Source organism: Bartonella bennetti (assembly GCF_045945445.1).
Lineage (GTDB): Bacteria > Pseudomonadota > Alphaproteobacteria > Rhizobiales > Rhizobiaceae > Bartonella.
The window spans coordinates 81,285-104,761 of the sequence record NZ_CP174576.1; the positions used below are offsets into that span (position 1 = coordinate 81,285).

General features: G+C 34.5%; 21 protein-coding genes, 2 tRNA genes and 3 pseudogenes. 13 read left to right on the top strand and 13 right to left on the bottom strand.

All coding sequences use genetic code 11. The annotated features are described in order from the left end of the window. Positions 1-76 precede the first annotated feature (76 nt). The 6 genes from ACJTDF_RS00365 to lpxK all read left to right on the top strand — a co-directional run bounded on the left by ACJTDF_RS00365 (position 77) and on the right by lpxK (position 5,676). Positions 77-1,411, top strand: a complete 1,335-nt coding sequence (locus tag ACJTDF_RS00365) for a TldD/PmbA family protein (protein ID WP_407965648.1) — start codon at positions 77-79, stop codon at positions 1,409-1,411. Beyond that, positions 1,398-2,207, top strand: coding sequence for a 3'(2'),5'-bisphosphate nucleotidase CysQ (locus ACJTDF_RS00370; protein ID WP_407965649.1), 810 nt, complete (start codon positions 1,398-1,400; stop codon positions 2,205-2,207). The genes ACJTDF_RS00365 and ACJTDF_RS00370 overlap by 14 nt, the downstream gene beginning before the upstream one ends. A gap of 46 nt (positions 2,208-2,253) precedes the next feature. After that, a complete protein-coding gene (locus ACJTDF_RS00375) occupies positions 2,254-2,499 on the top strand; it encodes a DUF4170 domain-containing protein (RefSeq protein ID WP_407965650.1) in 246 nt (81 codons plus the stop codon). A 75-nt stretch (positions 2,500-2,574) separates the two neighbouring features. After that, a complete protein-coding gene (locus ACJTDF_RS00380) occupies positions 2,575-3,330 on the top strand; it encodes a lysophospholipid acyltransferase family protein (protein ID WP_407965651.1) in 756 nt (251 codons plus the stop codon). A gap of 10 nt (positions 3,331-3,340) precedes the next feature. Next, on the top strand, positions 3,341-4,651 hold the full coding sequence (gene waaA, locus ACJTDF_RS00385; RefSeq protein ID WP_407965652.1) for a lipid IV(A) 3-deoxy-D-manno-octulosonic acid transferase: 1,311 nt from the start codon (positions 3,341-3,343) through the stop codon (positions 4,649-4,651). 2 nt (positions 4,652-4,653) lie between these two features. After that, the gene (gene lpxK / locus ACJTDF_RS00390) at positions 4,654-5,676 is read left to right on the top strand and encodes a tetraacyldisaccharide 4'-kinase (RefSeq protein ID WP_407965653.1); all 1,023 of its coding nucleotides are present in this window, start codon (positions 4,654-4,656) and stop codon (positions 5,674-5,676) included. Positions 5,677-5,719: 43 nt separating this feature from the next. Here lpxK and ACJTDF_RS00395 read toward each other — a convergent pair whose 3' ends face one another. Then, positions 5,720-5,953: a DUF2093 domain-containing protein gene (locus ACJTDF_RS00395; protein ID WP_078679830.1), complete on the bottom strand. Its 234-nt coding sequence runs from the start codon at positions 5,951-5,953 to the stop codon at positions 5,720-5,722. Between the two features lie 120 nt (positions 5,954-6,073). Continuing rightward, the gene (gene mutL / locus ACJTDF_RS00400; protein ID WP_407965654.1) at positions 6,074-7,912 is read right to left on the bottom strand and encodes a DNA mismatch repair endonuclease MutL; all 1,839 of its coding nucleotides are present in this window, start codon (positions 7,910-7,912) and stop codon (positions 6,074-6,076) included. 327 nt (positions 7,913-8,239) lie between these two features. Here mutL and ACJTDF_RS00405 point away from each other — a divergent pair, with 327 nt between their 5' ends. Next, positions 8,240-9,328: a 2'-deoxycytidine 5'-triphosphate deaminase gene (locus ACJTDF_RS00405; protein ID WP_407965655.1), complete on the top strand. Its 1,089-nt coding sequence runs from the start codon at positions 8,240-8,242 to the stop codon at positions 9,326-9,328. Between the two features lie 91 nt (positions 9,329-9,419). After that, positions 9,420-10,571: an FMN-dependent L-lactate dehydrogenase LldD gene (lldD, locus tag ACJTDF_RS00410; protein ID WP_407965656.1), complete on the top strand. Its 1,152-nt coding sequence runs from the start codon at positions 9,420-9,422 to the stop codon at positions 10,569-10,571. A 557-nt stretch (positions 10,572-11,128) separates the two neighbouring features. On the opposite strand, the gene ACJTDF_RS00415 is transcribed toward lldD, so the two are convergent. The 4 genes from ACJTDF_RS00415 to ACJTDF_RS00430 are packed head-to-tail and all read right to left on the bottom strand — an operon-like array spanning position 11,129 to position 14,456. Next, a complete protein-coding gene (locus ACJTDF_RS00415) occupies positions 11,129-11,683 on the bottom strand; it encodes a biotin transporter BioY (RefSeq protein ID WP_407965657.1) in 555 nt (184 codons plus the stop codon). Between the two features lie 4 nt (positions 11,684-11,687). Next, positions 11,688-12,311: an energy-coupling factor transporter transmembrane component T family protein gene (locus tag ACJTDF_RS00420; RefSeq protein WP_407965658.1), complete on the bottom strand. Its 624-nt coding sequence runs from the start codon at positions 12,309-12,311 to the stop codon at positions 11,688-11,690. Beyond that, positions 12,308-12,985 carry an energy-coupling factor ABC transporter ATP-binding protein gene (locus ACJTDF_RS00425; protein ID WP_407965659.1) on the bottom strand — a complete coding sequence of 226 codons (678 nt, stop codon included), beginning with the start codon at positions 12,983-12,985 and terminating at the stop codon, positions 12,308-12,310. Before ACJTDF_RS00425 ends, ACJTDF_RS00420 begins: the two co-directional genes overlap by 4 nt. A gap of 37 nt (positions 12,986-13,022) precedes the next feature. Next, positions 13,023-14,456, bottom strand: a complete 1,434-nt coding sequence (locus ACJTDF_RS00430; RefSeq protein ID WP_407965660.1) for an amino acid permease — start codon at positions 14,454-14,456, stop codon at positions 13,023-13,025. Positions 14,457-14,632: 176 nt separating this feature from the next. On the opposite strand from ACJTDF_RS00430, the gene ACJTDF_RS00435 reads away from it, so the two are divergent. Then, on the top strand, positions 14,633-14,776 hold the full coding sequence (locus ACJTDF_RS00435; RefSeq protein WP_407965661.1) for a hypothetical protein: 144 nt from the start codon (positions 14,633-14,635) through the stop codon (positions 14,774-14,776). A gap of 454 nt (positions 14,777-15,230) precedes the next feature. Here the strand turns inward: ACJTDF_RS00435 and ACJTDF_RS00440 are convergent, their stop codons facing one another. Beyond that, positions 15,231-15,437 (bottom strand): SlyX family protein, encoded by a 207-nt coding sequence (locus ACJTDF_RS00440; RefSeq protein WP_407965662.1) that lies wholly within the window; start codon positions 15,435-15,437, stop codon positions 15,231-15,233. Positions 15,438-15,905: 468 nt separating this feature from the next. Between ACJTDF_RS00440 and ACJTDF_RS00445 the strand changes: the two genes are divergently transcribed. Further along, positions 15,906-15,978: transfer RNA gene (locus ACJTDF_RS00445), tRNA-Thr, on the top strand. A gap of 391 nt (positions 15,979-16,369) precedes the next feature. Here the strand turns inward: ACJTDF_RS00445 and ACJTDF_RS00450 are convergent. The 5 genes and pseudogenes from ACJTDF_RS00450 to ACJTDF_RS00470 all read right to left on the bottom strand — a co-directional run. After that, positions 16,370-16,663, bottom strand: a pseudogene (locus ACJTDF_RS00450) (lysozyme); the annotation flags it as partial. 339 nt (positions 16,664-17,002) lie between these two features. Further along, positions 17,003-17,257 (bottom strand): hypothetical protein, encoded by a 255-nt coding sequence (locus tag ACJTDF_RS00455; RefSeq protein WP_407965663.1) that lies wholly within the window; start codon positions 17,255-17,257, stop codon positions 17,003-17,005. A 123-nt stretch (positions 17,258-17,380) separates the two neighbouring features. Next, positions 17,381-17,695, bottom strand: coding sequence for a hypothetical protein (locus ACJTDF_RS00460; protein ID WP_407965664.1), 315 nt, complete (start codon positions 17,693-17,695; stop codon positions 17,381-17,383). Positions 17,696-18,326: 631 nt separating this feature from the next. Further along, positions 18,327-19,028 carry an enterotoxin A family protein gene (locus ACJTDF_RS00465; RefSeq protein WP_407965665.1) on the bottom strand — a complete coding sequence of 234 codons (702 nt, stop codon included), beginning with the start codon at positions 19,026-19,028 and terminating at the stop codon, positions 18,327-18,329. Positions 19,029-19,272: 244 nt separating this feature from the next. After that, a pseudogene (locus ACJTDF_RS00470) lies at positions 19,273-19,507 on the bottom strand (hypothetical protein); the annotation flags it as partial. Between ACJTDF_RS00470 and ACJTDF_RS00475 the strand changes: the two are divergent. Next, a pseudogene (locus tag ACJTDF_RS00475) lies at positions 19,506-19,598 on the top strand (DNA-binding protein); the annotation flags it as partial. The pseudogenes ACJTDF_RS00470 and ACJTDF_RS00475 sit on opposite strands and share 2 nt — an antisense overlap. Before the next feature lie 56 nt (positions 19,599-19,654). Here ACJTDF_RS00475 and ACJTDF_RS00480 read toward each other — a convergent pair. Continuing rightward, a tRNA-Phe gene (locus ACJTDF_RS00480) sits at positions 19,655-19,730 on the bottom strand. Between the two features lie 746 nt (positions 19,731-20,476). On the opposite strand from ACJTDF_RS00480, the gene ACJTDF_RS00485 reads away from it, so the two are divergent. Beyond that, a complete protein-coding gene (locus tag ACJTDF_RS00485) occupies positions 20,477-21,766 on the top strand; it encodes an adenylosuccinate synthase (protein ID WP_407965666.1) in 1,290 nt (429 codons plus the stop codon). A 221-nt stretch (positions 21,767-21,987) separates the two neighbouring features. Next, on the top strand, positions 21,988-23,409 hold the full coding sequence (locus tag ACJTDF_RS00490; protein WP_407965667.1) for a hypothetical protein: 1,422 nt from the start codon (positions 21,988-21,990) through the stop codon (positions 23,407-23,409). Positions 23,410-23,477 lie beyond the last annotated feature (68 nt).

The window sequence follows — 23,477 nt, forward strand, 5'->3', positions numbered from 1 at the left end:
TATGAATAGACAAAAATTATATTTTTCATTTAAAATTTCTTAATTAAGATGAATAATTATTATTTAAAGGATATTTATGAAGATAAACAAAAAACAGCTTGATAAAGCTAGTTCGTTGGTTGAAGCAGCAAAGCGTTTTGGAGCTGATGCTGCTGATGCTGTTGTTATCCGCTCAAATTCTGTTTGTGTAGCAGTTCGTCTTGGCAAAGTAGAATCCACTGAAGCTTCAGAAAGTGATGATTTTACATTGAGGGTTTTTGTTGGTAAAAAGGTGGCAAGTGTTTCTGCTAATTTTGTTGTTGATCCGCGGGAATTAGCAGAACGTGCTATTGCAATGGCTAAAGCTTCACCTGATAGTGTATTTGAAGGTTTGGCGGATAAAGAATGTTTAGTTACTCATCCTAAGGATCTTGATCTTTTTGATCATTTTACTCCACAAAGTCATTTTTTAACAGAAGATGCTTTGCAAATGGAAGCAGCAGCTCTTGATGTGAAGGGTGTGAGCAATTCTGGCGGTGCAGCAACAGCTTATGGCAAGAATGGGTTTGTGCTTGTAAACAGTGATGGTTTTTACGGATCTTATCATTCCAGCTATTTTTCGCGTTCTTGTAGCGCACTTGCTGGTAAGGGAACAGAAATGGAGCGAGATTATGATTATACGACAGCTTTACATTTCTCTGATTTAGTATCAGCAGATACGATAGGTAAAAATGCTGGATTAGGTGCAGTTCGACGTTTAGGAGCAGTTCGTGCAGAAACTGGGGTTGTGACTGTTGTTTTTGATCCACGTGTGGCTCGTGGAATCGCTGGTCATATTGCGTCTATGGTTAATGGAGCGTCGATTGCTCGCAAAACAAGTCTTTTACAAAATTTAAAGGGGAAAAGGATCATGCAGGCCGGTATTAATGTGATGGATCAGCCTTTAAGATTACGCGGAAATGCTTCTCGTCCTTTTGACGGTGAAGGGGTGGAAGGACATACACTGAATATTATTGAAAATGGTGTTCTAAAAAACTGGCTTCTTTCATCATCTTCGGCTCGTGAATTAGGACTTAAAACAAATGGCCGTGGTGTACGTTCTGCATCGCTTGTCCAGCCAGCAAGCACTAATTTTTCTATTGAACCAGGTTTAGTATCACCTCATGATATGATAAAAAGTGTGCAGAATGGTTTTTATGTTACAGAATTATTTGGGCATGGTGTTGATTTTATTACGGGGCAATATAGCCGTGGAGCTTCTGGTTTTTGGATTGAAAATGGCGAAATCACTTATCCAGTGAGTGAAGTAACACTAGGCTCTGATCTACTCCATATGTTGGCGCATTTAATACCTGCGAATGATATTGATCGACGTTATAGTACATCGGCACCGACATTATTAATTGAAGGAATGATACTTGCAGGAAAATAATGCACATTATTATGATTATGCCGATTTAAATCTTTTGCTCGATGTTTGTTGGGAGGCAGGAGATTTAGCAATGAAGTATTTTGGATGTGAATTGGATGTTCGGTTTAAAGATGGTAATTCACCAGTTAGTGAAGCCGATGTTGCTGTAGATGTTTTTTTAAAAGAAAAACTTCTTGGTGCACGTCCAAATTATGGTTGGATTTCAGAAGAAACAGAAGATAATAGGGGGGAAGCTATTTATAAACGCTATTTTGTGGTTGATCCCATTGATGGGACTCGAGGTTTTCTTTCCGGAAGTATTGAGTGGTGTATTTCGGTTGCTATTATTGAGAATAATCGTCCTGTTGTAGGTGTTTTACAATGTCCCGCTAAAGGTGAAATATATGCAGCTATGACAGGGGAAGGAGCAACATTGAATGGTGTAAGACTGCCTCTTTTAAGATCTAACATCAATCGAAAATATAGGGTTTCGATTGATCAATTAATTGCTCAAAAATTACCATATGATTTTAGCAATCAAATTAGTTTTTTTCGTTATATTCCTTCTCTTGCTTACCGTATTGTTCTTGTTGCTCAAGGTGAAATTGATATTGTATTGGTTCAGCCGAATTGTCATGATTGGGATATTGCTGCTGCTGATCTTATTTTACAGGAGTGTGGTGGATGTTTTATGCCGCTTGAGGCACCGTTTATTTCTTATGGGATTGAAGCTTATCAAGATGGTTTTTTAGTTGCTGGTGAAAGTAATTGCTGTCAAAATATGATAAATGTTGTTCGTCAAGCAAAGTTAGTTTAATCAAATAAAAACATATTAAATTATTTAAACGATACGGAGGGCAAATATGGCTGAAGTCAACGAAAAGAGACAATTATTGCATCTTGTATTTGGTGGAGAATTAAAAAATCTGAATGATAATCAATTTAAAGATCTCAATAATTTGGATGTGGTTGGTATTTTTCCAGACTATCAATCAGCACAGGAAGTATGGCGGGCAAAAGCACAAAGCAGTGTAGATAATGCATTGCAACGTTATTATGTTGTGCCTTTACATCAGTTTCTTGATCACGCAACAAGCGATATATCATAAAATTTAAATATTCAATTATTGTTTTTTATTCTACGAGAATACTACAAGATTGAGTTTACTAATTTTGATATCGGTATGAGAGAAACTTTTAACAAGAAAAAAAATAGCGTTTTGAAAAAAATGTGGCGGGATAATCGTCATGCATTAATGAAAACATGGTTTATAAAAGTTTTTGTTGTGTGGATTTTGGCGAATTATCTGCGTTTTGTTTATTGGACGAATCCGCGGTTAAAAAATTCAAATGATATTAGGAAAATATATAATGCTTATAATCCATTTATTATAACCTTTTGGCATGGACGTCATATTATGGGGCCTTTTTTACGTTCTCAAAGTGAAGAAGTTATTGCTATGTTTTCTCGTTCTGCTGATGCAGAAATAAATGCACAATTAGCCCAAAAATTAGGACTTGAAATTGTCCGTGGCTCAGGGGGGCGCGGCAAAACGCACCATGTTCATAAAGGAGGAGCAAAAGCATTATTAACGCTTAAAAATGCTCTTAAATCTGGTAAAACAGCAGCTATGATTGCAGATATCGCGTGTGGAAAAGCACGTGAGTCTGGAAAAGGAATTATTTTATTAGCTAAATTATCTGGCCGTCCTATTATACCTTGTGTGTATGCATTTTCGCGAGAAAAAATTCTTGAAAAAACATGGGATAAAACTGCAATTCCACTTCCTTTTGGGCGTTCAATTGTTCTCACAGGTGAAGCGTTTTTTGTTCCTAAAGACGCAGATAATTCTTTGTTAGAAGAAAAACGTATACAATTAACAAATATAATGAATCGTTTGACGGATGAGGCTTACAGCTATCTCAAAACAAGAAAATAAGGGGTTTAAAATGATGGAATTAAAGGCACGTGTGGCCCTTTCAATCTATCGGATAGTTGGTTTTTGTTTACATCCTGTGGTGCCATTTTATTTGTTTTTTAGAGCGATGCGTGGGAAAGAGGAACGAGGACGACACAAAGAGCGTTTAGGGAAAAGCCAAAAAGTGCGTCCTCAAAGTCCATTAATTTGGTTTCATGCGGCGAGTATTGGAGAAACAGTAGCTCTTTTACCACTCATTAATTATATTTTATCTTTAAAAATACAGGTATTATTGACAACATGTACTGTGACATCTTCTACTCTTGTCAAGAAATATTTTGGCGATCGATTAATTCATCAATATGCTCCATTGGATTTAGAATTAGCTGTGCGTCATTTTATTAGTCATTGGAAACCTGACTTGGCATTGATTTGTGAATCAGAGATTTGGCCTTTACGTATTAAAGAACTTGCTAAAATGCGCATTCCACAGATTTTGGTTAATGCTCGTATGTCAGAACAGTCTTTTAAAGCTTGGCACAAACGACTTTTTCTTGCTAAGCATATTTTTAAACATATTGATGTGGCTATTGGTCAAAATGAAACGGATGTAACTTATTACTATACACTTGGTGTAAAATCAGTTGCACTTTCTGGAAATCTTAAGGCTGAGGTGTGTCCGGTTGGAGATCAGGAATTGCTTGCGCGTTATTGTAAGGCTATTGGTAATCGTCCAGTTTGGGCAGCTATTTCAACCCATGAAGGAGAAGAGAGAATTGCTTGTGAAGTTCATAAAATTCTCAAGAGTCATTTTCCAGATTTATTAACGATTATTGTCCCACGTCACCCTGAACGTTCAGAAGATATTATTAAAGTATGTGGTCATGAAAATTTGCGTTTTGTTCTTAGAAGCAGCAATACTATTCCAGATATGGATACGGATATTTTATTAGGAGATACAATTGGAGAAATGGGTCTTTTTCTTCGTTTGTCGAAAGTTGCTTTCATTGGAAAATCATTGTGTAACTATGGTGGGCATAATCCATTAGAGTTAGCTTTGCTTGGAGTAGCTATTTTAACTGGGCCTCATATTGCAAATTTTCAAAATACGTTTGAGCGATTTTTATCCTGTGATGCAGCTTCTATAGTTGAAGATACGATGCAACTTGCGATCCAAGTGAATAAATTCTTAACAAATGAAACCTTGCGACAAGAAGTAGTTGATAAAGCTTATGAAGTAGCAACAAGTATGGCTGGTGCACTTGAGTGTACATTAAAGGTTCTTGATCCATTTTTACAGCCACTTGTGATACAGACGGGTTTAAGGCAGTGTCAAAAATAGGCATGCATATTTGCTCTCCGCGTTTTTGGTGGAAAAATAAAAGTTTTTTGCGTTTTTTATTAGCGCCAATTGCTGAGGTTTACGGTTATTGTGCACGGTACTGTATGCAAAGAGAGCCTCTTGCTATTGATTTGCCAGTTTTGTGTGTTGGAAATTTTACATTAGGCGGGGCAGGTAAAACACCTGTTGTTATTGCTTTTGCTCAAGTGGCCAAGGAACTTGGCTTAATACCTGGTATTGTATCACGTGGTTATGGTGGAAGAGCCGAAAAAGTGCGCCTCGTTGATGTTAAATGTGATAATGCATATGACGTTGGTGATGAATCACTTTTGCTTGCACGTCATGCTTTTGTTGCTATATCACCTGATCGTTATGCAGCAGCACAACTGCTTAAAGAAAAAGGATGTAATTTTATTTTAATGGATGATGGGTTTCAAAGTCGTCGTCTTTATATGGATTATGCGTTGCTTGTTGTAGATGCGATGCGTGGTTTTGGTAATAAGGCTGTTTTTCCAGCGGGACCTTTGCGTGCACCGTTAAAAACGCAATTATCTTTGATGGACAGTGTTTTAGTCATTGGTTGTTTGGATGAGAGTGATGATGTAGCTCTTTTTGTTTCACGTACTGGAAAACCTTTGCATTATGCGCATCTTAAATCACTTGTTGATGATGAAGTTGCTGGAAAATCTTTTTTAGCATTTGCAGGTATTGGCAATCCAGATAAATTTTTCAAATCCATTAAAGAAATGTCTGGTCATGTTGTTCAAGCTTATTCTTATCCAGATCACTATTTTTTTACAGCTACGGATCTAAAGAATTTGATACGGAAGGCCAAAATTCATAATTTATGGTTGACTACGACCGCTAAGGATTATATACGCATACAGGCTAATGACTTACATAAAAGCTTAGAAAAGCTTATTGTCTTTGATGTCAAAGTTGATTTTGTTCAAAGAGATTTTTGCCATATGCTCCTTGAGGAAACTATTGCTCGTTTTAAGAAACGAAATATCACCTTTAATTAATATATTAAAAGCATATGGATACTATTTCAGAATTTCTTATGGGCTATTTTATGTTTTTTAGTAATTCACTAAGATAGGGGTTACACTCAAGTTCACGTTGATAGGATAATTCACAACTGGCATATGCTTCTTGACGCTGATGATTCCAGTATTTTAGATTGTCGATAGGGATTTTTTGTCCACTAACTGCACAAACAGTATAAGTTCCATATTTAACAATTTTATAACTATTATTAAAGTAATGAATTGTTGCTTCGCATTCATTTTGAGAGAACATATTTTATGTGCCCTTTCTATGTACTTATGAAAAAATAATACAGATAAAATATTACAGACATTTTATAGAGTTAAGCATAAATGAAGCAAGTAGTTTTTAGCCAGAATAGTTTATGAAAGTTTATTTTCTACCAAAAAGGCGTTCTATATCAGCCAGTTTAAGTTCAATATAAGTAGGACGTCCGTGGTTACATGTGGCTGAATGAGGTGTTGCTTCTATTTGTCGTAAAAGTGCATTCATTTCTTCAGGATGCAAAAGACGTCCTGAACGTATTGAACTATGACAGGCCATAGTTGCTGCAACATAATCAAGCATTCCTTTTAAATTATCTATTGTATCATATTCAGCTGCTTCATCGGCGAGATCTTTAATTAAAGCTTGTACATTAATTTCTCCTAACATAGAAGGTGTTTCGTGTACGGCGATTGCCCCAATTCCAAAGGACTCAATTCCTAATCCAAATTTTTTCAAAGCATCTTTGTGAGATAAAAGGCACGTGGCATTTTCTTCAGAGAGTTCTACAATTTCAGGAATAAGCAATAATTGTGAAGGAAGTGGTTTGGAATACAGAGCATTTTTAAGTGATTCATAAACCAGTCTCTCATGAGCAGCATGCTGGTCTACAATGATAAGACTATCTTGAGTTTGAGCAACAATATAGTTTTTATGGATTTGCGCTCTTGCCGCTCCTAATGGATAATGTAATTCTTCTGATGTTGATTTATTAATTGCAGCGCGTGTATCGCCACTTGGTGTGCTAAGGTGATCGATAATAGGGATTGTATCTTCTTGTAAATCAATAGAGCTGGTCATATCTAATGGTTTATGAAATATTGATGTTATCTTTGACCCAAAATGATATGGTGGTGTATTATCAGAAAAAGGTTGATGCATTTTTACAGTTTCTAAGGGTTGTGTTCGAAAAGCAGCCAACATTGCTTCAGATCCTGTTGACGTAGGACGAATGCCAGTTTGATGCAATGCTTCACGGATTGCTCCGATGATTAAACCACGAATGAGACTTGGGTCACGAAACCGTACATCCATTTTTGCAGGGTGTACATTAACGTCTACATCGGTAGGCGGTAAATGAATAAAAAGAATGGCTACAGCATGACGATCTCGAGCAATAACATCAGCATACGCTCCTCGGATTGCTCCCCATAGAAGTTTGTCACGCACTGGACGGCCATTAACATAAGCAAATTGATAAAGGCTGTTACTGCGATTGAAAGATGGCAAACCGATAAAACCAGTTAGGTGAACAGATTCACGTTTAGCATCAAGGAGAAGACTGTTTGGAGCAAATTCTTTTCCCATGATTTGTGTAATACGTTGTAATTGCCCTTGGGTATTTTGTTCCATAGCAGGGAATTCCATGGGCGCTCGATCTATACCGGCAAGAGAAAAACGTATATGTGGAAAGGCGATTGCAATTCGTTTAATTGTGTCCGTGATAGCATTTGTTTCAGCACGATCAGATTTCATAAATTTCAGTCGTGCTGGTGTAACAAAAAAAAGATCACGAACTTCAACAATAGTTCCAGGATTAGCAGCAGAAGGTTTTGGTTCTTCAATTCTTCCTGCAGTAACAATAATTTCAGCAGCACTATTGGAATTTTGTGTTCGTGAGGTCAGTTTAAGTTTTGCAACAGAGCCAATAGAGGGTAACGCTTCTCCACGAAAACCGAGGAAACAGATATTATGTACATCGTCAATAATTTTAGATGTACAATGACGAGAAATTGCCAAAATTAATTGATCTTCTGGAATACCACAGCCATTGTCACTTACTCTTATCAGGCTTTTTCCACCATTTGCTATGACGATTTCAATACGGCTTGCTCCTGCATCAATAGCATTTTCAACAAGCTCTTTAACGACATTAGCGGGTCGTTCAATAACTTCACCTGCTGCAATTTGATTAATAATAGTTTCGCTAAGATGACGTATAATCATATTTAAATTTTAATAGCCTTCCCTTTCACTGTATAGAAACTTTGAACTATAATAGCAATATTTATAACTTTTTCGAAGAGAAAAAGCTGAAAATATATTCTAAGAGAAATATATAAGCTTTTGGTAAAAGTTCATTTATGATGGATATCCAGAGTTTCTCTTACAGGAGAATGCTTTACTAAATATCATTTTATAGTTCAAAATTATTAATTGTGGTTGTGAACTAAATTGTTAAATTGGGTATAAATCATTTGTTATCTTTGAAAGTGCTTGCTTCAAGCACTAATACTGATCAAAAAAGAATAAAAAAGATGGAAGGCAAAATGTATGACGCGCATGAATGGTATTCTTGCAGATAGTGATATACAGGTTTTAGTTAACAATGGTACTATTAATGCCATTTGTTCGCTTGATAAGGATCAAATACAACCTGCAAGCCTTGATTTACGTTTAGGAGATAAGGCATATCGTATACGAGCTTCTTTTATGCCGGGATCTAATGCGACAGTTATTGATAAACTTGAACGATTAAAGCTGTACGAATTTGATTTACAAGATGGGGCAGTTTTAGAAACGGGTTGCGTTTATATTGTTCCTCTTTTAGAAAATTTAGCTTTATCAAAAGTTCTTTCTGCAGTTGCTAATCCAAAAAGTTCTACTGGGCGGTTGGATGTTTTTACGCGCGTGATTTCAGATTATACTCAGGAATTTGATAAAATTTGTATGGGTTATCATGGGCCACTGTATCTTGAAATTAGTCCACGAACATTTCCGATTTTGGTTCGCACGGGTTCACGCTTATCACAACTTCGATTTCGTAAGGGGCATAGTTATTTAAAAGAAGTTGAATTGTATGAGTTGCATAAAAATGAAATGCTTGTATCTGATGATACTCCTAATATTAATGATGGTGGTATTGGAATTTCCGTTAATTTAGAAGGTAATGAAAATGGACTTGTTGGGTATCGTGGTAAACGTCATACTGATGTTATCGATGTGGATAAAAGTGCTGTTGCTCATATTTTAGATTTTTGGGAGCCTATTTATGATCATGGAATGAAAGAAATAGTTCTTGACCCTCATGAATTTTATATTTTGGTTTCACGGGAGGTGATTCATATTCCTCCCTTTTGTGCTGCTGAAATGAAACCATTTGATCCCTTAATTGGAGAATTTAGAGTACATTATGCAGGTTTTTTTGATCCAGGATTTGGAAATATGGAAATAAGTAGAAAAGGAGCACGTGCAGTTTTAGAAGTAAGGAACCATGAAATTCCATTTATCTTAGAGCATGGACAAATCATTGGCCGTTTGGTTTATGAACATATGCTTAATCGACCATTGAAACTTTATGGGCATGATGTTGGTTCACATTATCAGGGACAAGGTTTAAAATTGTCTAAGCATTTTAAATGAGTTTAGAAATACAGATTTTGATGTAATATATGCAAGAATTCTCTTCTTTGAAGAAAGCTTTTCGTATTGTATTTAGATTAATGGTGTTATTATGATTATTTCCTCAACATTTGATTATCGTAAAGCAGCAAAACGTCGCTTACCTTCTTTTTTGTTTCATTATATTGATGGTGGTGCTTATGCTGAAGAAACAATGCGGCGTAATTATACAGATCTTCAAAAACTTGCATTGCGTCAACGGATTCTAAAACAAATTGGCGATGTTGATCTTTCAACTGAGATTTTGGATCAAAAACTTGGTATGCCAATTGTACTTGCACCTGTTGGGTTAACTGGTATGTATGCACGTCGTGGTGAAGTAAAGGCTGCACGTGCAGCTGTTGCGAAAAATATTCCTTTTACTTTGTCCTCAGTTTCAGTTTGTCCTATTTCAGAAATACAAGCGGCGGTTGGAAAAGAATTTTGGTTTCAACTGTATGTTCTCAAGGATCGTGGATTTATGCGTGATGCATTGGAAAGAGCGTGGGCTGCTGGTGTCCGTACATTAGTTTTTACAGTTGATATGCCAGTTCCTGGAGCACGTTATCGTGATGCTCATTCAGGGATGTCTGGGTCTTATGCTGGAGTGCGCCGTATTATACAAGCTGTTTTTCATCCGCATTGGGCTTGGAATGTTGGTATTATGGGTCATCCACATGATCTTGGAAATATTTCTGCCTATCTTAAAAAGAAAACAACACTAAAAGATTATATTGGTTGGCTTGGTGCAAACTTTGATCCATCAATTGGCTGGAGTGATTTGCAATGGATTAGAGACTTTTGGAAAGGAAAGATGATTTTAAAAGGTATTCTTGATCCAGAGGATGCACGTGAGGCAGTACGATTTGGAGCTGATGGTATTGTTGTATCCAATCACGGTGGACGTCAGCTTGATGGGGTATTATCAACCGCACAAGCATTGCCGAAAATTGCGGATATTATAAAAGGCGATTTAACTATTTTAGTTGATTCTGGTGTTCGTTCTGGTCTTGATGTGATTCGTATGATAGCACAAGGTGCGGATGCTGTGATGATCGGTCGTGCTTTTGTTTACGCGCTTGCTGCAGCAGGTGAGCAAGGTGTCATCCATCTCCTTGAGCTTTTTGCTCAAGAAATGCGCGTGGCTATGACATTAACTGGTGTGCGTACAATTAAAGAAATTACACGTGAAAATTTAGTTAGTTCAGAGGGTCTACAAGGATAATCAAGATAAGAAGAGTTTAGCATTATAGATTGTGTAAAATTATTTTGATTAAATGCGAGAGGAGTATGATATACTTTTATTTGGTTTCCTTTTGCCATTATCGATATTGATAATTTTTTCTAAAAATTAAATCTATTCAATAAAGACGATTAGGCTGGATATTGCATGTTCTGTTTAACTGCAGAGTGGTGATTTATACTAATATGAAAAATACTTTATATTCTGTAAGAAGCTTCCGAAACGGCTCTTGAATTGGGAAAAAATTATACAATTGATGCTACAACAAAAGTCTAAAATTATAAAGATAGTTGTGTTGCGATGTAGCATATTAATAACTTGTTTCGACTATAGAAAATTAATTCTGGAATATTTTTCTCATTCAAAATTTTACCTGTCATTTTCAGTACGAATTCATTAATTCTAAGAATTAGATGTCAAACAGCTTAAACAAAACATCAATATTTTAAGCATAAACATATTTTTATCTGTTTTGATAATATTTCAATTATTTTTTGCAACCTTTAGAATAGAATTCTTGTAGTTGATGTGAATGGCTGTTACTTTTTTGAGGAAGCAATGAGTGGAACGGATTTTTTGACTGTAAGCGCAATAAATGAGGCAACCAGAACTTTTAAAAAATCACCTATCGTAAATCCTAATGACATTGTTAAAGCTGTCAATAAAGGAATCTTAAAAAGGTACACGATCCAAAATATTCCAAAAAAATAGATAATCCCAATTCCACCTATACTATTTATGATAACCAATTTTATAAAATTTAGTCGTCGCCAAAACGATTGAACCATAAGACCAATAAAGAACGCTGCAAATGGATAACCAATCATATAGCCACCACCAACTCCCAAAAAAACACCAATACCTCCACGTCCACCAGCCAACAGAGGCAAACCGATAGCAACCAAGAAAAGAAAAAGTGCTGATGCTGCAGCGCCTCTTTTTGCTCCAAGAATAGATCCAGCTAACATTGGTCCCATAGACTGGGCAGTAATAGGAAGACCAAGAAAAAAAGGAAGAAAAATAGGAGGGAAAAAACCTAAAACTGCATAAAGGGCGGCAAATAAAGCAATATAAGTTAAATCTTTTGTTTTCACTGAATTATTCCTTTAAATAAAATTGGTTATCATCATAATCATAAGAGCGTGCATCTAATGCTTCTGCTACTTCTGATGCTATCCTTATTGTTCGTATAGTTAAGGGTATTGCAAGAGCTATAATGTTTATATTAAGTCCACGCGCTCTCTGCGCTTCACATATCTCATTGAATTTTTCATTAATAACCGGAATAAATCTAATTGCCATAGATAAGGCAATACTTAATTTTGATGAATTTATACCCAAAAATGAAAAGAATCGAAACCCTACTTCAATCGAAGTTATTATATCTGAAACTTTTGTTGTGAACGAAATAAGTGATGCTAGAGAAATAAGAATAATCAAGCGCAATATAATCGAAAGACCTGTAAGCCAATTATCAAAAATAGCTTGAAAAATAAATATAAAGATTAAAAACAGCCATATTGATTTAAACTGTTTTATTATTTTATTGAAAGGAATTTTAGCTATTCTATATAATAAGGATATAAATAATAAAAAAAATAAAAAAGTAGATATTGATGAAACCATAAAGATAGTGGTTCCACACAAGATAAGAAGTGATAATTTTACTCCTGGTCTAAGCCGGTGAATAAATGTGTCTTGAGATATATATGCACTGATCATGACATTCTTCTTATATATTCTTTGATTGCAACCAAGGGTATATCATCAAGGACTATTTCTCCCTTATCAAAAACAAGCACTCTATCAAATTCTTTTAGGAATTCCAAATCGTGTGATACAACGATAGTTTTTTGTGGTAATTCTTTAATGGCTTGTGTAACGCGGCGTTTGTTTTGTAAATCAAGTGATGTTGTTGGTTCATCAAAAACAATATAGTTTGGTTTCATTGCTACCACACTTGAGATAGCAACTAATTGTTTTTGTCCACCACTTAATAAATGAATGGCATGGTTTCTAAATGCCTGGAGGTCATAATACTGTAAAACTTCATCTACTCGTCTTTTTATTTCATCTTTACTCAATTTTAAGTTTTTAAGACCAAAGGATAAATCTTCTTCCACTAAAGGTAATACAATTTGATTATCGGGATTTTGGAAAACAAATCCTACTTTACGTCTTATTGCTTTTATATCATGTTTTGTATCCAATCCATCAATATTTACAGAGCCAATTGATGGAAGCTGTAAACCATTAATAAGGCGAACAAATGTACTTTTTCCAGAACCATTTGCACCAATAATTGCAATCCTTTTTTCAGTGAGATTTATGTTAATATTTTTTAAAACGCATAAATCATCAAAGATTTGCGTCACCTTATCAAATTTTATCCCCAAAACTTATTCCAATCAATTTCTTTATATGATTTCAGAGCTATCGTTTAAGTTTATAGCCTAGTAACAAAAGTAAACACCATATAGGAATGATAATAACTGCTAAGCTCATATCAGGCATTTGTAGAGGAATATAGGATTCGATAAAGTTTACTTTTATTCCTACCATTTCAAAGAGTTGAGCAATTAACCCATTTTTCCCTAAGCCACTTACAAACATGATGCAAAACAATAGTACAAGAAAACAAAGACAAAGATAATTTGCATAAGGATATAAGCCAAATGCATAAACAAAGGATTTTTCTTTGCCTTTATGTATTTTTCGAAACTTAAAATGTACAATAACAATGATTGTCCAAGTAATAGCTACTGTTACAGTTGTAATCGACATAATTCTCATAAAACTATTATCTGGTATAAAAGTATTAATGACAATAATTGTCGCAGTACAAATTGATGAAAAAAGAATGGCAATATAAGGAACACGAGTAGCATTAAGTTTACTAAAAATACGTGGCGCATTTTTTTGCACTGCTAAACTATAAAGTATACGGCCATTAGAATAAATGGCACTATTGTAAACTGAAATAGCAGCCATAATCACAACAAAATTCAAAATATGACCAGCTACAGGAATACCTATAGTTTCAAAAATAGTGACGAAAGGACTGCCATTTTTTCTAATCATATTCCATGGGCTTATCATCATAATTACACTTATAGAACCGATATAAAAAATGACAACACGCCACATAACTTTACGAATAGCTGTTGGAATTGTTTTTTGTGGATTTGATGTTTCTCCAGCTGCAATACTGATAAGCTCTGTGCCACCAAAAGAAAACATGAGTATAGAGGTAGCAAATACAATTCCCATTGCGCCATAAGGGAAAAAACCGCCGTGATCCCAAAGATAATTAATGCTAGCCTGACTTCCATTCATCCCTGTTATAATGATAAAAATTCCAAATACGATCATACCAACAACAGCAATAATTTTAATCAAAGCTAAACCAAATTCAAATTCTCCATAAAAACGGACATCAATAAGATTAATCAATGTAATAAACAAGAGAACGAACAAAGATGATTTCCAATGATCAATCAAAATCCAGTGATCAATATAAAATCCAATAACTGTCAGCTCGGTCATACCAACAAGAATATAAAGAAACCAGTAATTCCAACCTGTTATAAAACCAGCAAGACATCCCCAATACTTGTAAGCGAAGAAACTAAAAGCGCCTGAAGTTGGTTCTTCAGCTGACATTTCACCAAGCATTCGCATAATAAGATAGATAATGCACCCTCCAATAAGATATGCTAAAATAGTTGAAGGGCCAGCTAATTGGATAGCTTCTGTTGATCCATAAAAAAGGCCTGTTCCAATAACACCTCCCAAGGCAATCATTTGAACATGACGATTTTTAAGGCCACGTTTTAACTCATTGTATTTTAGCTCAACATTGTTCATTATTCTGATGTATTTAACCTAAATTTTATATAAAAGAAAAATATATTTTCTATGCATTTTTGTTTTAGAGAAAAAATTACAATAAAAATTAATTCATTTTTATTTTCATGATAATGCAGCTTTCTATTTTTTTATGGATTGTATCAAATATTCTATTAAAATAATAGGAATAAGATATGTTTCAGCCTTTAGTTAAATTAACAACCCTTATTTTTGTTACATTGACATGTATGACATTAGTCATTGATGGTGTACGTTCTATTAGTGTATCAAGTTGGATTATAAATCCATTTAGTGAAATATTAGCAGTTTTTTTTTAGACAGATATTAATAGTCTCAATCAGTTTATATGTAGTATTCTGCCATTTCTTCTATTTTCAATTTGTATTACTTTTATTGATTTACCAGCATGGTTTATATTTGGCATTTTGACAGTAACATTTTATATCTTAAGTTACCAATCACGAAAACCTTTTCATAAAATTTCGTATCAATAAGGAAAACATATTCAGTATTAAAGAATTTTTTCTAAGATTTATTATGTCCACTCATAAAATAGTATCTCAAGCATTTACATTTTTAAAGGTAATAGAAATTAGCTATGTTAGTAAATCAAAATTAAAGATATTTTTTACACTACATTAAAGAAAAATTACAAGAAATGTAACAACAAGAATAATAATTTGAATCAGTTACTAAACAAACTTTTTTAATAAAACACAAAAAATACTTTTGTAAGCTATGAAGAATAAACACGCTAATTTCACTATACTTTTACCAGTGAGGAGGACGTTCAACAGGAACTTCAGAGAAATCTCGCTCTTCTAAATCTAGCAATCGTTTTGTTAAAGCATTTAATTTTTTAGACATTTCATCTAAACTTTTCCATTGATCAGTTACCACACAAGAAAGTTCCTCAATAAGCTTTTCTTGATGAGATAGTTTAATCTCTAATTCTGTTATTCTATTTTCATATGACATTGCCTTCTAACTCCATTTTAACTTTATATCTATAGGTACAGAAATGAGAAACCTTTTCTATCAAATAATTATCATATTAGTATGGTTTTGATTGTATAAAAACACAAACACTCGTATTTTTTTCATTCAAAAAATAACTTGTCAAATAAATTTTTTCATTCTTCGCAAAATTACAAACACTCTTCTAAACAGAACATTTAGCATCATTTTATTACACAAAAATTTTTATTTTCAGTCCTACTTTTAAAATTGGATTGATTATAAATTGAAGAAATATTTAATTCACTTTAAAATAGCAAAAGCTCAAGAAATATAATTTTATTTCTTTTCCTTATAAGGATCTATTTTGCTATTTTAGTAACCGTGGCATTTTATAAATTATTGAAAAAATTACCTGCTTGCTTTTATACATACTTTTAGTTATTACCCTCGAAATAGCCTTTAGTTTTAAGTAATATACAAGTCTATGCCGTATTAGCTCAGTTGGTAGAGCACATCATTCGTAATGATGGGGTCGCTGGTTCGAATCCGGCATGCGGCACCGTTTTTTGTCTTTAATACATTGAAATATATAGATTTCTCCTTTAAATTACTATTTGAGGATCACCTTTCGGTCATCCTTTGCGATTTATATAATTTTACCTAATTTATGCTTATTTACTCTTTATTCCATATTTTTCTGTGATTGATTATAATGGCTAATCAACCAACACAAGAAATATGCTTATTTGTTACGTAACCAACGAGAAAGAGCAGCCCGCACATTGGCATCGCTTTTTGATTAACTTCGTTTTCCACCTTCAGTCGTGTTGTTGTTGCTTTTACAGTTTTTTCTGTTCAATTTTTTTGCCAAGGGTAAAAGTTTTTGCTAAAGTCATAAAAAAGCAGCTAAAGATGCATCTATTATCAGCAGATTTTTCTAATAAACCAGATCATAGGCGATGCTTCTGAAAGCGTTTAGCGACAAAGAAAATAGCAACACCTGTTGCTAAAACCATAATGCCGGCTAGTGCCCGTTACACTGGATCACTTCCTGCCGATAAACCGCCAAGACCTGAAAAAGAACCAATGACTGGTGCAAGGGCTTCTGCTTTAAAAAGGCCTGTTAGTTTTTTGGTTTCCACTATTTGATAGTTGGAGGGAACAAAACCACCTCTCACCTATAACTCTGCTTCTGCTACACACCGATGGATGAGACCTTGTAAGTGCTTCCCACCGGCTTTGGTTCATTTCTGTAGTTCAGGGTGTTTTCAAGTATCTAACTTGGAAATATACATTGACGCAGTAATATCAAGAATAAAAATAATTATATACTGTACAATGTACAGTCAATTTGAAAGTTCTAACGCTAGCGATAGTTTGCGCTAGCCCGCCCCACAAGCAACCACATCCGCTGGGAAATACCTTTTACATTGATTTTATTGATTTTTTATGGAAATAAGAGAGGCATAATTGGCAGACTTCTTTAAATTAATATCCTCTCCACTCTGAAAGTGGAAAAGATGAGATCATATTTAAATCTAAGCAGCCTTCACGACAGATTTTGCTAAGATTTGTTTTTCTTTTCAAATGAGGACTGTGTAGTGTTTGCTCTCTTCTGCTAACGTAACAGCCTTAACAAGACACATGTAAAGCGGTTCATAAATGTAAACCGCTTTTTTAGTAGGAGACATTTTATCCCAATCTTTTGGGAAAGAAAAATGTGCATTATTGTTATGATTAACAGATTGGCTTCTTAGTTTCTTTTCACACTCAATAAAGTAACGACGTACTTGACGTTCTTTTGTATTGCATTCAACTATTGGGAGTGCTTTTGTCATATTATTTTAAATAACATAGCTCTTATTAGTCGACTTACTTTTTTATTATAACGGAGAGGAAAATAACATCTAAGACATCTGCAGAAATACCAGTATTCCTAAACTCAATTTCGATTATTGACTTTATTTTAACGTAAGGTATAATAATTCTTTAAATAGGTTTGGGCTATCCTCAAGAGTTACCTCTACTGGTCTGTTTAGCATGGCTGCTATTTTAGCCAAATCAAGAATGGCTTTTCCTGCTATGCTATTACAGTTCCACATTCCAAAACCCATAGATGGACTAGATGTATACTTTACTCGTAAACTACAGCGAGATGTCTCTGCATTAATTGAAACCTCATCTATATAACCTTCTTGTGCATAAGATCCGCTGATAGATGATCCTATCATTAAGATTGTCAGGATCAAGGATAGAAGTATTTTTTTAATTTTCATAATAGTTTCCCTCTCTAAAATTTAAAATAGTAGAATTTAATTTCCTTCTCATCACAAAGGACAAAGATTCTTAAGATCTCCAATCTGTAAGTAAACCAGCTTCTTTCGATAGATTCTTACTGCTGATTACTTATGCAAGTCGCTTCATAGGCTCTATGGGTAAGTCCTCCTTCTCAATAATTATAGATTTGTGTGGCTGATTGCTATGCAACAATATATTTAGTATGACCAACATCATTTGCATGATCATTATGTTCTCTCCTTTACATGTTCAAAATTTGCTTGCGTTTACTCATTTTCTCTATATATGACTGTGAAAAAATAGATGCGGTTTGTATTGTACAGTGATGCTAATATTAAAAACTATCTCCCCATCAGCTCTTTAATAAGCAAATCGTTAGTTAAACTCACACCAAGGTTAATCTCAGATAGAGTAATTTAAACATGATTTCTATTTTGCTTTGTTTCCCCAATCTTTCCAAGCTACTTTTTGCAAGTTTTAATTAATGCACATCTTATATTCATACCCTAAAACAAGGTTTCACAATATGAAGGATAAAACTATTCTGTTATTATTTATGCAATAATTTTTTTTATAGTAGATACACTTATAATCTGCTCATCATCAAGATTAATGACTAATTATTGTACGTACAGTGTGATGAGATTTCCAAAACCAGTCTACTCCAAATTGCAGTGATGATTTTTTAGGAGAACAGGATGATTTTAATTCGCACTGAGCATATGTAATCCATGGATCGTGCGCCCAAGCCGGATGTCCATCAGGGAAAGCAGCTAGTTGCGGTTGAGCTCCTCCTGCTGCATAATACATATATAATCGCTCTCTATAATCTGGATTCGGAACAAACTCACCAACAGTTCCCCCTCTCACTCTTTCCCATCCTATAACTTGATTCCAATGAATCATACCCAACGCAGCCATTTCTAGCTCTTCTTGATGTGGAGAATAATGCCTTAACGATGCATTAACATCAATGAAATTAGGAGTAGCTCTAATATGATAAACATAACCATTATGATTAAGGTGATCATTTACCCAATTAATTGCAAATCCTCGAGATGTTGTTGTAGATACATAGCCAGAATTATGGCGTGACATTCCTGTTTCACTTCCATGCACATGATTCCATAAATTTATATCTGGTGGAGGTTGATTAGGCCGTGTTCCATCCATTCCTCGCGGCATGAAACCACCCTCACGTTTTATTTCTTCAGGAGATTCCATAGCCGCTCGATAGACTTTACGGACATCATCTGCAAAGACAGATTGTGAAAACATAATAATTATTACAGAAACAAATAATTTAAACATCTTCCCCCACCCCCCCTCTTTTCACCCTTAAGGACGAGTTGATCGCTTTAACAGAATATATGAGTAAGCTCTTACTTACTCATTTCTCTCATTAAATGTCTCATTTATTCTCCTAATATAAAAATTGAAGTAAAACAAGAGTAAAATTCTAATTAATTTTTTTGGGAAAAATCTAAAAACAAGCGATAATCTTCTTTAAAAATTACAATTAAAGTGGGGAGTGCGTAAGCATAGCTTAAGGAGATTATTTAGCTTTCTTATTAGCAGCAAGATTCTTGACAAGCAAGTTGGTGCTGTATGTTTTTGGTTAATGGTTCATTGGTATATTGTGCGATAGCACTTGCAATTTCTGGCTTTGACATCACCGCAGCAATTGAAGGGCCTTCTTGTTTTGCAATGGGAAATTTATCTCCATCCACTCTTTGAAACACATTACCTTTCATCTTTTTTAATTCAACACGCTTTGAAAAACTCCCACCCTATAAATTAGGTAGAGCAGTGAGGTGGAGAGAGAAAGAGATTTTAGCATTCACTCCAAAGAAAAATAAGGAGCAAATAAGAACAAATTAGGTAAAATTATATAAACTAAAAGAGGTAGTCTAAAAACAGACAGTTAAAGAAAAAAATGGTGCCCAGACGCGGATTCGAACCACGGACACGCGGATTTTCAGTCCGCTGCTCTACCAACTGAGCTATCTGGGCACATCTCAACAAATTCATGGATTCCGTGAGGTTATAACATTAAAATTCTTTCTGTCTAGTCGCCAAATAAAAATAATCTGTTTTTTATCAATTTATTCTCGAGTACCTATCCAAAATATAGAGTTACGCTATAATTTATTTTTTCACATGGAAGAGCAACACTCAAGTATATCAAATATAAAGTGATCATCAGTATAATATCAGCATAATACATGATCTAGGTTAGAAGAAAGTTCATTATTAGTACAGTGAGAAATTTTTCAAAATCTTTAAAAAAAATATTAGAATATTTTTCATTCTTAATGACTAATTTGAAAAAAATCATAATAATATTATCAAGTTTAAAACTGGAAAGCTAAATTTTAGGGAAGTTACATCACCTTTAATTTACATTGTTTTGTTATTAGAAAGGTTATTGGTGGTGACAGTGATGATTTGACCTTATCTTTAAGAAGAGTTATTCAAATATGTATTAATACTTTTTCTGTGTAACGACGATGGTCTCTGTTATTGCTGCTGTTGATATTGTAGTACAGGCTTTTTAAGCAGTTGTGGTGTGTTTGAATGAAGGGAGAGATATTTTTTTGATATTGACATGTAGTCTATTTGGGTGATCAAAAATGTTGGTTCATATGCAAATAAGCAAAAAGTTGAAATGAAGAGTCACACTTGCTATAAAATTTTACTATAAAGAACCACTTGTTTTTGAACACTGGTGTTATTTTCCAAATACAACGGAGAAAGTTATGGCCAATGTAGTAGTTGTCGGCACACAATGGGGAGATGAAGGCAAGGGTAAGATCGTAGATTGGTTGTCTGAGCGGGCAGATATTGTGGTAAGATATCAAGGTGGGCACAACGCAGGTCACACATTGGTTATTGACGGGGTTAGTTATAAATTATCACTTTTACCATCTGGTGTAGTTCGTGGAAAGCTATCAATTATCGGTAATGGTGTAGTTGTTGATCCTCATCATTTTGTTGCAGAATTAAAAAAATTACGTGTTCAGGGTATAAAAATTACACCGGAAATTTTGCGTGTTGCTGAAAATGCTCCTTTGATTCTTTCGGTGCATCGTGATCTTGATGCAGCTCGGGATAGTAATGTTTCTGGTTTGATAATTGGCACAACAAAACGTGGTATTGGTCCTGCTTATGAAGATAAAATAGGTCGTCGTTCCATACACGTAGTGGATCTGGCAGAGGCTGATACTTTAATGCCAAAGATTGAAAGGTTGATGGGGCATCACAACGCTTTGCGTCGTGGTATGGGAGTTGCAGAAATTGATCCACAAACACTTTATGATGAATTAATGCAAGTGGCAGATGAAATTTTACCCTTTATGGAGTGTACGTGGCGTCTTTTGGATGAAAGTTATCGTATAGGGCGGCGTATTCTATTTGAGGGCGCACAGGGTGCATTATTGGATAATGATTTTGGAACTTATCCTTATGTAACCTCTTCTAACACAGTTGCTGGGCAAGCTTTTATTGGTTCTGGTCTGGGCCTTGGTTCAATTCATTATGTGTTGGGTATTGCGAAAGCTTATACAACACGTGTGGGAGAAGGGCCATTTCCAACAGAAGAAATGAATAAAATTGGTGAATTTCTTAGAGAGCGCGGAAATGAGTTTGGTGTTGTGACGGGTCGGAAACGTCGATGTGGTTGGTTTGATGCTGTTTTAGTGCGTCAGATGGTAACTATTGGTGGCGTCAATGGTATTGCACTGACAAAGCTTGATGTTTTTGATGGTTTAGATGAAATTAAAGTTTGTATTGGTTATGAACTTGATGGTAAAAGAATAGACTATTTGCCATCCTCTATGGGAGCACAAGCACGTGTTCAACCGATTTATGAGACATTAGAAGGTTGGAAAGAAACAACGGCACGTGTATCAAATTGGGCAGAACTACCAGCGCAAGCTATAAAATATGTGCGCTATATTGAAGAATTAATTGGTATACCAGTTGTTTTATTATCAACTAGTCCTGAGCGAAAAGATACAATCCTCATTGCTGATCCTTTTGCAGATTAATTTTTGCTTATATCTTAAATTATAGCAAAAATAAGCATCTAAGACTATATAACAGGAAAGGTACAAAATAGCATTGTTTATTTTTGTGCTCATCTAAATTACTATGGCGTTTGTGCTAATATCAATTACGTTAGTTGAGGGCTAAAGTAATGAATGGATAGTGCTTTAGTTTTATAAACTGAGAAATTTTCCTCTTAAGTTTAAGAAAGACTATGTAGAATATGATAGATTTCGTTGGGATCTTAAAAAATACAATTAATGCGCAAAAAGAGCTTACGCCTAAATTACGGGAACAAATTTATGAGCGGGCTACTAAAATATTAGAGCATAAAATTGTAAATATGAAATTGCCAAAAGCAACAATAGAAGAGCAAAGACGTGCTTTGCAAAATGCTATTACAACTGTTGAAGAAGAATATTTAGCTGTTGAAAAAGAACAACTTTCTTCAATTATGGGATGGAATTGTACAGAAAAAAACAGTGATGAGAAAAATGCGCAAAGCTCTCTATCATCATTAGAAAATGATGTTGCGGTTTTAGCTATAGAAAAACAACACCAATTATCTATTACTAATTTAGTTGATAATGAGATTGTTGATGAGGTATCTGTAATATCAGATATACCGGATGCGGAGCTTGTTAATGTAGATGCTTTTAATGCCCATGAAGAGGGCCCAAATATTGAAAAAGATATGTCTAAGAATGCTCCTTTGGTTTCTACTTCGCAAGTAGATAATTCTCATATTGTGTCACATATCTTTTCGCAAGCTTTACGGCGTGCTAATCGCTCAACGTTACAAAAGCGTATTTTAGTAAGTATTATTTCTTTTTTTAGTATTATTATTTTGTTTAGTAGTATTTTTTTTATTAGCGGACGTATATTTATATCAGATGATCAAAATTTACAGGAGAAAAATACGCAGATATCTAACACAGCACAAAAGGCAATTCAAACAAATCGAAAATTAACACAACGCTTATTAGAGGATGGAAGTGAGGTTGATGTTGGTCCAGCTGAAAAAACCGAATCTCCAAGTTCAGAAGGGATATCAACAGTTATTGCGACTAATTTAAAGTCGTTTAGGCAGGTAGGTGAAGCTGTATTATATCAAATGCCTACGAAACATGATTCAGGAAAAGCAGCGAAGGGTAGTGCATCATGGTCATTTATAACAGAAGATTCTGTTAAAGGGCTTCAAGGAGAATTAGCTATAAGAGGCGATATCATAATTCCAGATGAAGGATTATCATTACGGTTAACTTTACGTCGTAATACTGATGAATCTTTGCACGCTGCTTATATTATAGATTTAATTTTTATTACTTCTGATAAATTTTCAGGACAAGCAATCAATAATATTAAATCATTGACTTTTAAGGAAAATGAAAAATCGATCGGTCAAACTTTAGTTGGAACTGTAACTGCTAAGATTGATAATGATTTTTTTGTTTTTGCATTGATTGGTAATCATCCGTTTCTTGATAGAAATCTACAGCTAATACGTGATCTAGATTGGCTTGGTTTAGTGATAAGTGATAAAAACGGCCGTATGTATGAATTAACTTTTACAAAAGGCCCAGCAGGCCAAACCATTTTTAATGAAGTTATTGGACAATGGCTTATGAAAAAAAATCAATCATAAGCCTTTTATTTAAAAAATGCTGATATAGAGAAAATAAAATGTAACAGTTATTCTCAACCTACTTTCAA

Bases quoted from the DNA above. Each gene is read 5' to 3' on its own strand.
- ACJTDF_RS00365 (WP_407965648.1), top strand. From the start codon at position 77: ATGAAGATAAACAAAAAACAGCTTGATAAAGCTAGTTCGTTGGTTGAA.
- ACJTDF_RS00375 (WP_407965650.1), top strand. From the start codon at position 2,254: ATGGCTGAAGTCAACGAAAAGAGACAATTATTGCATCTTGTATTTGGT.
- ACJTDF_RS00380 (WP_407965651.1), top strand. From the start codon at position 2,575: ATGAGAGAAACTTTTAACAAGAAAAAAAATAGCGTTTTGAAAAAAATG.
- waaA (WP_407965652.1), top strand. From the start codon at position 3,341: ATGATGGAATTAAAGGCACGTGTGGCCCTTTCAATCTATCGGATAGTT.
- lpxK (WP_407965653.1), top strand. From the start codon at position 4,654: ATGCATATTTGCTCTCCGCGTTTTTGGTGGAAAAATAAAAGTTTTTTG.
- ACJTDF_RS00395 (WP_078679830.1), bottom strand. From the start codon at position 5,953: ATGTTCTCTCAAAATGAATGCGAAGCAACAATTCATTACTTTAATAAT.
- mutL (WP_407965654.1), bottom strand. From the start codon at position 7,912: ATGATTATACGTCATCTTAGCGAAACTATTATTAATCAAATTGCAGCA.
- ACJTDF_RS00405 (WP_407965655.1), top strand. From the start codon at position 8,240: ATGACGCGCATGAATGGTATTCTTGCAGATAGTGATATACAGGTTTTA.
- lldD (WP_407965656.1), top strand. From the start codon at position 9,420: ATGATTATTTCCTCAACATTTGATTATCGTAAAGCAGCAAAACGTCGC.
- ACJTDF_RS00420 (WP_407965658.1), bottom strand. From the start codon at position 12,311: ATGATCAGTGCATATATATCTCAAGACACATTTATTCACCGGCTTAGA.
- ACJTDF_RS00430 (WP_407965660.1), bottom strand. From the start codon at position 14,456: ATGAACAATGTTGAGCTAAAATACAATGAGTTAAAACGTGGCCTTAAA.
- ACJTDF_RS00435 (WP_407965661.1), top strand. From the start codon at position 14,633: ATGTTTCAGCCTTTAGTTAAATTAACAACCCTTATTTTTGTTACATTG.
- ACJTDF_RS00440 (WP_407965662.1), bottom strand. From the start codon at position 15,437: ATGTCATATGAAAATAGAATAACAGAATTAGAGATTAAACTATCTCAT.
- ACJTDF_RS00455 (WP_407965663.1), bottom strand. From the start codon at position 17,257: ATGACAAAAGCACTCCCAATAGTTGAATGCAATACAAAAGAACGTCAA.
- ACJTDF_RS00460 (WP_407965664.1), bottom strand. From the start codon at position 17,695: ATGAAAATTAAAAAAATACTTCTATCCTTGATCCTGACAATCTTAATG.
- ACJTDF_RS00465 (WP_407965665.1), bottom strand. From the start codon at position 19,028: ATGTTTAAATTATTTGTTTCTGTAATAATTATTATGTTTTCACAATCT.
- ACJTDF_RS00485 (WP_407965666.1), top strand. From the start codon at position 20,477: ATGGCCAATGTAGTAGTTGTCGGCACACAATGGGGAGATGAAGGCAAG.
- ACJTDF_RS00490 (WP_407965667.1), top strand. From the start codon at position 21,988: ATGATAGATTTCGTTGGGATCTTAAAAAATACAATTAATGCGCAAAAA.